This is a genomic window from Leptolyngbya boryana PCC 6306 (assembly GCF_000353285.1).
GTDB classification, from domain to species: Bacteria; Cyanobacteriota; Cyanobacteriia; order Leptolyngbyales; family Leptolyngbyaceae; genus Leptolyngbya; species Leptolyngbya boryana.
Genome location: NZ_KB731324.1, coordinates 4,099,250 through 4,111,596, shown reverse-complemented (window position 1 = coordinate 4,111,596; position 12,347 = coordinate 4,099,250). Strand labels below are relative to the sequence as shown.

Here is a 12,347-nt window from a genome sequence, read left to right as displayed (position 1 = left end):
TAGAAAACCATTTGCAGTCGGGCAACAATTTGGCGATAGGAGAGTTGCTTTGAAAGTAGAAGAGTGTAGTTGTTTGCAAGTTATCAATTTGCTCTTTTTGACCCACAAACATATGACTCGCAAACTCTAATGTCACGCGGTCAAGATGAAAATCGCAAGTGATAACGGAATCAGGAACGTTTTACTTCTTTTGTATCCAAACTTGTAAACCCTCAAGTCTGCGCGATTCACCTCGCGTGCCACAAAATTGACCATTCGATCGCACAGGGGTATCGCCAATATCCTGTAAGTGGCAGAAGTAATTGACGTTATAGTTTGCAGCGGCAGAACCCGTTAACCGAATAGCAAAGCCTTCTAACCTTTGAGACTTGCCTCTTGTTCCAACGAATTGACCACTTCCTACCCAAGGTGTATCTCCTACATCCTGGATGTGCGCCATATACTCAATGCCCAGACCCGGGATTGAATCAGAAATTTGCAGAGAGAAGCCTTCTAAGCGTCGTGATTCACCTCTTGTTCCCGCAAAAGCATCATTCTGAAATGGGACATCACCGATATTTTGCAGATGCACGATTCCTCGTAAGCTTACCTTTTGAGGTGTAGTCGGAGGATTTACAGATGCATTGCCAGCACAAGCGCCTTTTTCACCAGGTTGTTTCATAAAGATCTGACGATAAGCATTGCAATCTTGGGCAAAGACCATTCCGCTTGACCACTGATTGTCCCCATCCAAAGTACTAATAAAGCCGAGCATGACATTAGGTTGCTGAAGGCGCGCGGAACTCTTCAAATCGCTGAGTAGGCGATTCACTTCGCTTTGACCCAGTAGGATGAGTTTGCTCATCACGATCGTATTGTAAGCCGCAGGAACGACATTGGCATTGAAGGATTCGCTCGGGTTGGTGTAACCTGTATCCTTGATTTTTAGGTAATTGGCGTTGAAGCTTTTCAAGTTGGTATTTTCTCCAGATCCACGACCTAACACCTGATCAAAGTATTTGTCTGGACTTGTGAGATACTCCTTCAGTTCTTGCTTGGTCATCCCGATCGCAGATTTCAGCATTGTATTCAGCAGATCTTCCTTCAGTTTACGGATCGGTTCTAAGAGAAAGTCTGGTGTAATCGCATCGACGATACTGCTGATGGCATTAGCCGTCAAACCCACAAAATCAGGCGCTCCCGACATGGAGAGCAAATGATCAGTGACATATTTCTGTAACACTGCTTCAGCTCGCTGCGTATCTGCCGATCGCGAAGGATTAAAAAATAATGCTTTTGCAACTTCATGGCTGACCCCAGGCCAAGCTTTCAGACCACTATCAATATCATCTCGCCAAGCTTCTTTGTACGTGACTTGAATTCCGTTCGTCGCAACGTAAGTACCTTTTTCAGCCAGGATCGCAACTCGGCTACAGCTAAAATCCAGAGGTTTGCAGGCGTCGGCGCGGCGATCGTAGTCTGCCTTCTTGGCATAGTAAGCACTGATATCGCGCTGAAGATTAGCCCGCAGCGTTGAATAAATTCGAGGTACAGACAGATCTGTACCTGTTCCTCCGGCTCGTAGCAACTGACCATCGAGAACTGTCCCTGGTCGAGCGTCGATCATGTTTTGATAAATGAAATCGCTGACTCCATCAATGCTGACATTGAAAAAATTGCGATCCATTGCGCGGGCATCGACTCGTTTGTCAGTGTAGCCCTCTACGACAATATGCTTTACTGCATTAGCAGGTCCCTCAGGCGGCGTGATGGCAAAGGAGCCGCCTGAGAAATTATTCACAAAGGTATGTCCGAACATATCTCCTGCTGCATGAGTGAGATAGCCGACTGTAAATGCTCGGATTGCTGAAGTATTTGCAGTATTGGCTCGACCCCATAAGTAGGCTAACCATGCATTAGGTCCTCCTGCAATTTTTGTCTCTGAAGCCGATGGGTGGATCACTTGCTGTCCGGTCAAAATATCGGGATAGGCATCAGGACCCAAAATTCCAGCTCGGTATTGAGGTGCATTGCTCCGGAGAGCAGCAAGAATTGTGGGATCAACTTGGTAAGTTCCGACTTCTCCAGTCACTTGCCCGTTATTATAGTCCACGCGAGGAATTGTAACTTTGCCGTCATCTAATGCATCATCCAGTGCTTGTTTGCCCAGATAGACGTGAGTTGTTGGCTTCCAAGCCCAAGCTGCTGAGGGGTATGATACTAAACTGATAGCAATAGCAATAATAATAAGTAAGCTAAGATTACATACCTTCAGCCTATGCCAGAGAGAATAAAACGTTGGTAGCATGATGATTAGGTTGTTACTAAATTGTAAATACCCCCAAGTCATGTAAGCTCTTAAGAACTCGCAATTTCTAGGAAATGCTTCCTAAGCCTACTGGTTACTGCCGTAAATTATGAGTGTTCTTATTTATACTTAAATTTCGCGATCGAAATATCGATCTGCCGAGTTGATTGAGAACTGAAAATTCCGTTAGATTCCAAAAATCTTGAAGACGAAAGATTTCTTGTCACGAAGAAGTTACGGAGAAGAGAACTTCGGCAATGACGGATCAAGAGCTTGATTTGGCTCGCAAGGTTTACTTTTATCAACACAAACTTTCGGTTGCTTAGCTCGTTGCTCTTCTGCAATCACCAACTTTAAAGTCGATTGCGCGATCGCTTGATTCGGATTTAATTTCAACGAAGCTTGCAAAGTTGCCTGTGCCTCTGGATATTGTTTCAAATTCCACAATGCAACACCTTTCCCCGTCATTGCTTCTGCACTTTTCGGATTGAGCTTCAACACTCGGTCGTAAGCTACAATTGCATCTCTGTACTTGTTCATCGCAGTAAGTGCGATCGCACGATTAAACCAAGATGGAATGAATTGCGAATCTAATGCGATCGCGCGATCGGCTGAATCTAAAGCTTGTTCATACTGTCTCAAATGCCAGAGTACGGCACTTCGATTTGCCCAAGCAGAAACGTGGCGCGGATTTAATTTCAAAACTTGATCGTATGCTATGACGGCATCTGCATAATTTTTGGTTGCTCTGAGAATCGTTGCTCGATTAAACCAAGCCGAGACATAAGTTGGATCGAGCCGAATCGCTTCTTGAGTCGCCGCGATCGCTTCTGGATATCGCTGTAGAACCCACAGTGCAACACTACGATTGCTCCAAGCTTCTGCATAGGTTGGAGCAATCCCAACGGCTCGATTTGCTGATGCTAATGCTTCTTCTGCTTGTCCTAAATTCAACAAAGCTTGTCCACGCTGATCCCAAGCTTGAGCTGCGCCCCATCGTCCCCACCGTCCATCTCCCTGAATCGCTTGATCACAGGCTGTCAATGCTTCTTTAAACTGTCGCAAGCGATTCAACATGGCACAGCGTCCGACCAATGCCACTGATAATTTCTCTTTCAGTTGAATCGCTCGATTGTAAGATGTGAGTGCTTCAGCAGTTCGATCTAACTCTTCTAAAACCAGAGCTTGAGCATTCCAAGTTAAGGCATCATTTGCATCAAACTTAATCGCTTGATCAAAAGCCGCGATCGCAGAAGTCAACTGATTCGATAACCGATAGGCATTTCCCGCATGATACCAAGCAAATGCAGGACTCTTATCTCCCCAACGTCCATTTCCAGCTAAAGCAGTTTGACAAGAGATAACCGCATCTTCGTAGCGTTTCAACTGCGTTAATGTTTCACAGCGATATGCCAAAGTAATTGAATCTTTTTCTTCTAGCAGTAATGTGCGATCGTAAGCATTCAGAGCTTGCTCAAATTGCCCTTGCTTGCTCAAAATCATGCCGCGATTTAACCAAGCTAGATAAGGTGATTTGCGTCCCCAGTTTCCATCGACTTTGAGCGCTTGGTTACAGTTATCAAGTCCTTCATCCTGGCGATTTAACGCTGAAAACGCCATACATCGATAGGTCATCGCGAGGGATATTTTTGGGTCAAACTTTAAAGCGCGATCGGCAGATGCGATCGCATCAGGATATTTTTTCAGCTTTAACAAGACATTGCTATGCTCTGCCCAAATTCCAGCATCTTTTGGACGGAGTACGATCGCTTGTTCACAAGCAGCTAAAGCTTCCTCATACTTTTCTGAATCGGCAAGTAACCCACATAGATTTGACCAGTAATCAAAGTCTTTCAGTTTATCTTGAAGTGCAATTGCCGGAAAAGACAAGGCGACCTGCATCGCAGCCATCCACAAACCAGCACTAAGAAGGCGAAGAATATCCTGCATGATCAGTTTTTAGAACTTTGTTCTGGTCAAGTTTATCCACAGTAACATGGTAGCTCTGGGCACTCAAATTCAAGCATTTTTGAGTAAATATACGATGAAAACAATGCTCCTGGCTCTGATTGGTTTTGCAATGCTCTGTACATCCGCTATGGCAGCAAAACCAGAACATATCAAACAGTTAAAAGAAACTCGGCAATGTGCTGGATGCAACCTAGAAAATGCGGATTTACGAGGCTTTTATCTGCGAGGCGCACAGTTACAAGGGGCAAATCTCCGAGGTGCGAATTTACGGGATGGCGATCTTCGGGGTGCATTTCTCAATCAAGCAAATCTCACGAATGCTGACCTGCGAGGTGCCAACTTAGAAGATGCTGATTTAGATAAGGCTCATCTCGAAGGTGCGCAGCTTAAGCAAGTTAGATTTAGCGATCGTACGGTCTTAGCTGAGAAATGGCGGTTAGTACATCAATTGATCAATCGTCCTAGAGAAGTTACGGATTTACAAAAAGTAGATTTAGCAGGCGCAAATCTCAATGGAGCAGATTTGAGAAATGCAAATCTTACTGGAGCCAATCTAGAACGAGCGACGCTGGAAGATGCACTGATCACGGATGCAATCTTAGATTCAGCACAGTTAAATCGAACCAGCTTTTTCATCAGTGATTTGAAGAATGCGAGTTTTGTCGCAGCAAACTTACAGCGATCGAATCTTCGAGCAACGGATTTACGTAACGCTATTTTTCAAAAAACAAATCTCAGCCAAGCGGATTTAAGTCATGCTTACCTCAGCGGCATTCGTTTGACTGAAAGTAATTTGAATGCAGCGAATTTAATGCGATCGACGCTGACCCATAGCCGCATTGAGCAAAGTCAATTGCGAGGAAGTAACCTATTCATGGCTGATCTTCGCGATGCCAAACTGATCGGCGTAGAGCTAACAGGAGCGAATCTACGCGGAGCGGATCTGAGTCGAGCCGATCTCGCACACAGTAACTTCCAAAGCATCCAAATGCAAGGATTGAAATTACGTGGAGTCAATCTCAAAGGAGTCAATTTAAGCGGATTAAATTTGCAAGGCATTGACTTCAGCGGTGCAGACCTAAGTCATGCGGTCTTGAATCGAGCCAACCTAAGTGAAGCCAATCTGAAGGGTGCAAATCTCACTCATGCGAACCTGACGGAGGCAAACTTAACCAAAGCCGATCTCAGTGATGGAAATCTCAGTTATGCAAATCTCACTCGAACCAATTTTTCCCAAGCAAATCTAGACAAGGTGCGACTGAACGGCATTCAGCTTGAGTTTACCAACTTCTGCCAAGCAACGATGCCGGATGGTCGGAAGGCAGGGTGTTGAGAAGGGGGGATTATTGATTTTGCGGGGAGTGGGGAGATGGGGGAGACGTACGATCGCGATTCTTTTGCATGACTCATCTACTCCTTTTATCGGATTTCTTGACGCAGACTCCATGACGACAAGATTAACCCTTTAGAATAGAGAGAACGTATCTCATCGTGGCTTAATCTCACTGCTTATGTCTGTTCTGGCGGTAATCCTTCTTTTAGCGGTTCTGATTTTTGTTCATGAACTCGGTCACTTCCTTGCAGCAAGACTTCAAGGTATCTACGCGAATCGATTCTCGATCGGATTTGGTCCGATTCTGTGGAAATATCAAGGCGAGCAGACAGAATATGCACTCAGGGCTTTGCCACTGGGCGGATTTGTTGGCTTTCCCGATGATGATCCAGACAGCACTATTCCGCCCAATGATCCGAATTTGTTAAAAAATCGTCCGGTGCTCGATCGCGCAATTGTGATCAGCGCAGGGGTAATCGCAAACCTCGTTTTTGCGTATTTCATCCTGGTCGGACAGATGGCATTCGTCGGACTGCCGACGATCGACTACAATCCTGGCGTAATCGTGCCAGAAGCGATCGCTGAAGGTGTTGCAGCCGCAGCAGGTGTGCAAAACGGGGATGTCGTCACCGCTATTAATGGCAAGCCTCTCGGTGCATCGGAAACGGCAATGAATACGTTGCGGCAAACGATCGAATCGAGTCCAGGAACACCACTGCAACTCTCGATCGAGCGGAAAGGACAGCCCGTTAACGTCACTTTGACTCCCAAAGATGAAAGCGGGAAAGGCAAAATTGGAGTCAAATTACAGCCGCATTTCAAGACGCAGCCGAACGGGAAGGTTGTTTATTACAAACATCCGTCTAACCCGATCGCGGTTTTCACAATGGCATCAAATGAGTTTCAGCGCATTGTGGTCTTGACCGTTGGCGGATTTGGACAACTCCTGAGCAATTTTAGAAATACCGCTGAGCAAGTCGCAGGACCAGTCGCGATCGTGGCAACCGGAGCGAGAATTGCCCAAACCGATTTTGCGAGTTTGTTCAACTTCACGGCTCTGATCAGCATTAACTTGGCGATTATTAACATCTTGCCTCTGCCTGCATTAGATGGCGGTCAACTGGCGTTTCTGCTCGTCGAAGGACTGCGAGGAAAACCCGTTCCTTCCAAAATCCAAGACGGCGTAATGCAGACCGGATTAGTGCTATTACTGGGATTAGGCGTTTTTCTGATCATCCGTGACACGGTGAATCTCATTCCACAGTGACAAGTCGAATTTCCGCAAAAAAACAACGAGCCTTAGAAATTCTGGCGCGGCTCAAACAGCTTTACCCAGAAGCTCCTTGTACTTTAGATTATGAAACTCCGGTTCAACTGATGGTAGCAACGATCCTTGCGGCTCAATGCACCGATGAACGAGTCAATACCGTAACGCCTGCCTTGTTTCGCCGTTTTCCTGATGCGGCGGCATTGGCAGGCGCTGACGTTTCTGAGTTAGAAACCTTAGTGCGATCGACGGGCTTTTATCGCAACAAAGCCAAAAATATCCAAGCAGCTTGTCAAATGATCATGGAAAAATTCGGGGGAGAAGTTCCGCGCTCCATGAAAGATTTGACGAGCCTGCCTGGGGTTGCCCGCAAAACGGCAAACGTGGTTTCGGCTCATGCCTTTGGTGTAAATCTGGGCGTAACGGTCGATACCCACGTGAAGCGATTATCGTATCGATTCGGGTTAACCAAACATACAGAACCCGTCAAAATTGAGCAGGATTTGATGAAACTATTACCCCAACCCGATTGGGAGAATTGGTCGATCCGCTTGGTTTATCATGGGCGTGCCGTTTGTAATGCGCGCAGTCCGCAATGCGATCGCTGTGTTCTCGTCGATATCTGCCCTTCCGCCCATGTTGGGCAGCCCGCGAAGAAGGTTGCGAATTTATCTAGAAATTGACTCACTAGAAACGAGCATTATTGAGTAGAATCAAAAATAGTGTCTTTTATCAAAGGGTTCAAAATTCATTCATGGCTAAGAAGAGCATGGTTGAGCGCGAGAGAAAGCGCGAACGTCTCGTTGAGAAGTACGCCGAAAAGCGTGCAGCTTTGAAAGAGCAGTTTGCGGCAGCTACGTCTCAATCTGAAAAGCTGGAGATTCACCGCAAAATTCAACAGCTTCCCCGCAACAGTGCAAAAGTTCGGGTGCGGAATCGCTGCTGGGCAACCGGTCGTCCGAGAGGCGTTTATCGTGATTTCGGGCTGTCACGCCACTGCATTCGCGAAATGGCACACGCGGGATTGTTGCCGGGTGTGGTTAAGTCAAGTTGGTAAGACGAGTTTAGAGTTTGGATTTTGGATGTCGTAAGATCACAGGCTTGCAGTCCAAAATCCGAAATTCTATTGTCCGCAACAGCGATCGATGCCTAAGCTATCCATTAACAGATCACTCACTGCGTTGGCGATCGCAAATTCACCATAAAAACTGTCAGAAAAATCATACGCCTGCATCTCTGAAATAATCGCGATCACCAGCGATCCGAGATCGTTTTCGTCTTCCATGCGTTGACGCATATAAATTTGAGCGGCGCGTTCTGCAATTCGATGATTTGCGGGTTCTGGAAGAAACTCTTCATCGAGCCACTGTTGCAATTTCGCTTGTAGCCAAACCGCCTCCTGCTCCGGATGTTTTGCAGGCGGTAATGTGATTGGTGGAATGGGTTCGACCATTGTGCGTTCCCCAGACTAACAAGATAATTCAAACTATATCGTAGATTCTTTATTTCAAAGCCTCCCCGGAGCCAGGTTATGCAAGTCGATGTGTCCTCGATTCTCGAAGGCTATGCTCAAGGCTATTTTTTAATGTCTGATGAGTCAGGTAAAGATTTAGCTTGGTATACCAGCCGCGAACGGACTCTAATTCCCCTCGACGATCAATTTAGATATCCCAAGTCGCTGCGGCGGGTATTGAATCAGAATCGCTTCACAGTTGAGATTAACAAAGCATTTATGGAAGTCGTAGAGGGATGTGCCAATCGCGAAACGACTTGGATTTCTAATGATTTGAAAGAAATCTATTGGACGCTCCATCAGGAGGGATGGGCGCATAGCTTTGAAACTTGGCAAGATGGCAAGTTAGCAGGCGGAATTTTAGGCTTAGCTCTGAGAGGGGCGTTTATTGGGGAGTCGATGTTTTTTCGGATTCCAGATGGCTCGAAAGTGGCGATGGTGAAGCTGGTTGAACACTTGAGAGCGCGGAATTTTGTGTTATTTGATGCTCAGATGATGAATCCGCATCTAGAACGATTTGGCGCTTATGTGATTAATAATCGCGGCTACAAGGATCTGTTGCGGCAGGCTTTGGAGAGAGAGTGTTCGCTGATTTAATCCAGCGATTTAATCAAATTTGGGTGACCAAAGATCTTCGACTTTGACTTCCCAACCGGGGAGAAGTTCGGGGACGGTGATGATATCGCCATTGTGAAGGACGATCGCTTCTTGATTACTGCGACGAATTTCAACCCATTCTTTTTCGGGATTGATCAAGAGTCCGACTCTAGTTCCGAGGTTGAGAAAGTCATCGATTTTTTTTCTGAGTCCTGAAACACTATCACTTGGCGATTTGACTTCGACGGTGAGATCGGGAGTGATTTCAGCAAATTTCTGAGGACTGCGGCGTAATCGCTCGGCTTGAACAAATGAAGCGTCTGGAGCGCGGGTGTCAGAATTCGGCAGGGTAAAACCCGCACTCGAAGCTGTAACTCTTCCGAGTTTTCTGGGTCTGACCCAATTGCCAAGCTGCCGGATCATTTCGGCTGCAACTTCATCAGATTCGTAACCTGAAGGACTCATAACAATAATTTCTCCATTCACTAGCTCCATTCGATAGTCAGGGCAGTGCTTCTGGAGTACTTCTAAATCCTTAACGGTAAGTGCCATAACTGTTTTTAGAGTTTCTTCAATTATCAGCTAATTTTCTGCTCTGTGACTAAGGTGAGGCTGACCCATTCCCCTTTATGGCTGTAGCTTCGCATCAAACGCTGACGCAGATCGGGCTGCAATAACCAACCTACTTCTAAAACAAAGGGATATCCTGACTTCACTTCGGTTGGGCAATTGGAAGAAGCTCCATCAGGGAGCATGACAATCTGACTGCCACTGTCAAACTTGAGAATCGTTCCTTCAATTAAGGCACTGGTTGTGATCGTGCGCCCGAACTGTAATTCTTGATTCAAGCGATCGCCGTCTCGCCAAACCTTCAAATCTGTTGTGTAAGTATCAGGAGATCGCCAATCTGGATAAATCGTCGTTGCTTCGCCTTTCCAAGTTCCGATCAAATCTTCAACTTGAAGGGGCGGACGTTCTGGAGTCTCGGATTCTGCAAGCTTTTCGCGAATCAGCGTCAGTCCAGAAAGCTGCGATTGTTTGTCAAAGAGTTGAACTAAGCGCAATCGACGATCGCCATGAATCAATCCCAACTCTGCCCCAAATTCGGAAAAGGGCGCGCGCTGAATGGAGCCGAGCGAAAACGCTCCGTTCTCAAAGAACAGAATATTTCGACCGAGAGAACTGTATTCCAGAACTTTCTCGCTCACGGGCTGGTTTGCTGGCTCTAGGCGGACAATTTGCCGCATCGTTTGATTGTCATTGAGTCCCGTGAAAGACACGATCGAAGGAACGTCTTCAATCAACTCCCCAGATGGCGAAAATCTAGTAAATGATCCATGCCAACTGCCTAGATTTTCCAGCAAACAGTCCCATTGAGACTTCATTCAATCGCTCCTAAATTTTTGCAAATCGCCGCACCGCGAAGATACTACCTAGGAGTCCAACGAGTCCACCAAACGTCAGCAAAATTAAAGGTAGCGCAATTAAATCGATCGGTCGAGTGGCTCCCGTCGTCAGAAATTGGACAAACTCAGCTTGTCCACTCAGTTGATTGCGAATCAGTTTTTGAATGGCTTGAATTAGAGCAAATGCGATCGCCGAGCCAAAAATCCCAAATGCGACTCCCTGCGCCAAAAATGGCAAATAAATCCAGCTTCGAGTTGCGCCAACTAATTGCATAATCTCGATTTCTTTCCGACGTGCGACCACGATAAATCGAATCGTCGTATTGATCACGGCGATCGCAGTTGCAGTGAGTAGTCCCACGATCGCCGTACTGACTCGATTAAATCCGGTGTTGAGTTGAGCAATCCGCTGCACGGCTTCACTCACGTACTGCACTTCATCGACTCCGCGAACTTTTTTTAATTTCTCGGCTAGAACCGGAACCACGTCCGACGATCTCGCTTTCACTTTCAATTCATCGACCAGTGGGTTGCCTTCAAGCTGCTGCGTTGCATCTCGCAAATTCGATAAGCCGAGTTCTTTTACCAATCGGCTCCAAGCTTCTTCCTTCGTCACATCCTCAACTGACGCAACTTCAGGAAATCTCTCAACAGTCGATCGCAACACATCTGCTGACACCCCGGTTTCGAGATAGGCTGACACTTCAAGCTGGCTACCAAACTGAGTTAATAAACTCTCTAGTTGCCAAGAAGCCTGTAAACTCATTCCGAACAAAAACAGCAGCACAGTCACCATACTGACCGCTGCCCAATTCATCCAGCCTCCACGTCGCAATCCTAAAAACGTTTCCCGCAGCAAATACTCTAACTTTGTGAAGAACCGCATCGCGCCATGTCTCTCTTTCAGTGCGAAGACCCTTGTAGCCTGCTCAATTGAATCGGGCATCCGAAATTGCCGTGGGATGCGAGATGTTTTCAACTGAAACTTCCTAGTTTTGGGGGATTTTAGCGAGATGAACTTGCGCACACCCAAGCCAGCAAATTCATCAAACTGACGCTAAAATAGAACCAACACGGAATCACTCCGACCTTCGATCAGATTTTTAGGTGAAACATCCCATGCCCTCCTCAGTTCTAGTTGAGAAGAAAAAGTTAGAAAATCCGCCCTTACAGATGCACCATATGGGCGATCGCGTGTTGCGTCAGCCTGCAAAACGAGTCGCTAAGGTAGACGATGAAATCCGTACGATCGTGCGCCAAATGCTGCAAACGATGTATAGCGAGGATGGGATCGGGTTGGCTGCACCGCAAGTTGGTATCCACAAGCAAATCGTTGTCATTGATATCGACCCCGATAAACCTGAAGCTGTGCCGCTGGTCTTGATTAATCCGGTGATTAAGAAATTCGGTAAAGAAACCTGTTCTGGTCAAGAAGGCTGTCTCAGCATTCCGGGTGTTTATCTGGATGTCGAACGTTCTGAAATGATCGAAGTGTCTTTCAAAGATGAAACGGGTCGGATGCGAACCTTGCAAGCGGATGGATTATTGTCTCGCGCGATTCAACATGAAATCGATCACTTGAATGGCGTATTGTTTGTCGATCGCGTGGAAAATCAAATTGCGCTGAATCAAGAATTGAAAAAACGCGGCTTCTCGGCAAGCGATGTCCGCCACATCGGATAATGGTTGTTACCGTCAGTCAATTCTGGCGGTTTTTTAATCATTTAAGGAATTGATATTATGATCATGACTCCTAAGAGCGGCATTCTGCTAGGCGGTTCTTGTGTTGCGGCGATCGCAGCAGTGGGCTGCGTTTTTGAACTGACTTCAGGTAATCCTGAATACGGCACGCTGGTTACAGGTATCATTTTGGCAGTCAGTGCGCCGTTAACTGTCATTTGCTTTCTAGCAGCGGTCGCAGATGCGAGAGCAAATAATCAGTAATTTTAAAGATTTTTAGGGATTTCCTGTTT

Annotated in this window: 13 protein-coding genes; 7 read left to right on the top strand and 6 right to left on the bottom strand. The window is 46.4% G+C overall.

What is annotated here, in order from left to right; translation table 11 throughout:
• Nucleotides 1-181: 181 nt before the first annotated feature.
• On the bottom strand, nt 182-2,287 hold the full coding sequence (locus LEPBO_RS37720; protein WP_017289449.1) for a hypothetical protein: 2,106 nt from the start codon (nt 2,285-2,287) through the stop codon (nt 182-184).
• Between the two features lie 234 nt (nt 2,288-2,521).
• Nucleotides 2,522-4,237, bottom strand: coding sequence for a tetratricopeptide repeat protein (locus tag LEPBO_RS37715; RefSeq protein ID WP_017289448.1), 1,716 nt, complete (start codon nt 4,235-4,237; stop codon nt 2,522-2,524).
• Nucleotides 4,238-4,331: 94 nt separating this feature from the next.
• Here LEPBO_RS37715 and LEPBO_RS0120510 point away from each other — a divergent pair, with 94 nt between their 5' ends.
• From LEPBO_RS0120510 to rpsN, 4 genes are all read left to right on the top strand, one after another.
• Nucleotides 4,332-5,591 carry a pentapeptide repeat-containing protein gene (locus LEPBO_RS0120510; RefSeq protein WP_036046300.1) on the top strand — a complete coding sequence of 420 codons (1,260 nt, stop codon included), beginning with the start codon at nt 4,332-4,334 and terminating at the stop codon, nt 5,589-5,591.
• 178 nt (nt 5,592-5,769) lie between these two features.
• Nucleotides 5,770-6,858 (top strand): RIP metalloprotease RseP, encoded by a 1,089-nt coding sequence (gene rseP, locus LEPBO_RS0120505; protein WP_017289446.1) that lies wholly within the window; start codon nt 5,770-5,772, stop codon nt 6,856-6,858.
• Entirely contained in the window at nt 6,855-7,541 is a 687-nt protein-coding gene (nth, locus tag LEPBO_RS0120500; RefSeq protein WP_017289445.1) for an endonuclease III, read from the top strand. The genes rseP and nth overlap by 4 nt, the downstream gene beginning before the upstream one ends.
• Nucleotides 7,542-7,612: 71 nt before the next feature.
• Nucleotides 7,613-7,915: a 30S ribosomal protein S14 gene (gene rpsN / locus LEPBO_RS0120495; protein WP_026148789.1), complete on the top strand. Its 303-nt coding sequence runs from the start codon at nt 7,613-7,615 to the stop codon at nt 7,913-7,915.
• Between the two features lie 66 nt (nt 7,916-7,981).
• Here rpsN and LEPBO_RS0120490 read toward each other — a convergent pair whose 3' ends face one another.
• Nucleotides 7,982-8,311 carry a hypothetical protein gene (locus tag LEPBO_RS0120490; RefSeq protein WP_017289443.1) on the bottom strand — a complete coding sequence of 110 codons (330 nt, stop codon included), beginning with the start codon at nt 8,309-8,311 and terminating at the stop codon, nt 7,982-7,984.
• 78 nt (nt 8,312-8,389) lie between these two features.
• Between LEPBO_RS0120490 and aat the strand changes: the two genes are divergently transcribed.
• Nucleotides 8,390-8,968 (top strand): leucyl/phenylalanyl-tRNA--protein transferase, encoded by a 579-nt coding sequence (gene aat, locus LEPBO_RS0120485; protein ID WP_017289442.1) that lies wholly within the window; start codon nt 8,390-8,392, stop codon nt 8,966-8,968.
• 9 nt (nt 8,969-8,977) lie between these two features.
• Here aat and LEPBO_RS0120480 read toward each other — a convergent pair whose 3' ends face one another.
• From LEPBO_RS0120480 to LEPBO_RS0120470, 3 genes are read right to left on the bottom strand one after another with little or no spacing between them, the layout of a single operon-like run.
• Nucleotides 8,978-9,520 (bottom strand): Uma2 family endonuclease, encoded by a 543-nt coding sequence (locus LEPBO_RS0120480; protein ID WP_026148788.1) that lies wholly within the window; start codon nt 9,518-9,520, stop codon nt 8,978-8,980.
• Nucleotides 9,521-9,546: 26 nt separating this feature from the next.
• The gene (locus LEPBO_RS0120475; RefSeq protein WP_017289440.1) at nt 9,547-10,353 is read right to left on the bottom strand and encodes a DUF3598 family protein; all 807 of its coding nucleotides are present in this window, start codon (nt 10,351-10,353) and stop codon (nt 9,547-9,549) included.
• A gap of 10 nt (nt 10,354-10,363) precedes the next feature.
• Complete coding sequence (locus LEPBO_RS0120470) at nt 10,364-11,320, bottom strand: cell division protein FtsX (protein WP_017289439.1); 957 nt, start codon at nt 11,318-11,320, stop codon at nt 10,364-10,366.
• 173 nt (nt 11,321-11,493) lie between these two features.
• On the opposite strand from LEPBO_RS0120470, the gene def reads away from it, so the two are divergent.
• Together def and LEPBO_RS0120460 are read left to right on the top strand one after the other, a co-directional pair.
• Nucleotides 11,494-12,057 carry a peptide deformylase gene (def, locus tag LEPBO_RS0120465; protein WP_017289438.1) on the top strand — a complete coding sequence of 188 codons (564 nt, stop codon included), beginning with the start codon at nt 11,494-11,496 and terminating at the stop codon, nt 12,055-12,057.
• A 57-nt stretch (nt 12,058-12,114) separates the two neighbouring features.
• A complete protein-coding gene (locus LEPBO_RS0120460) occupies nt 12,115-12,318 on the top strand; it encodes a hypothetical protein (protein WP_017289437.1) in 204 nt (67 codons plus the stop codon).
• The last annotated feature ends 29 nt before the right edge of the window (nt 12,319-12,347 follow it).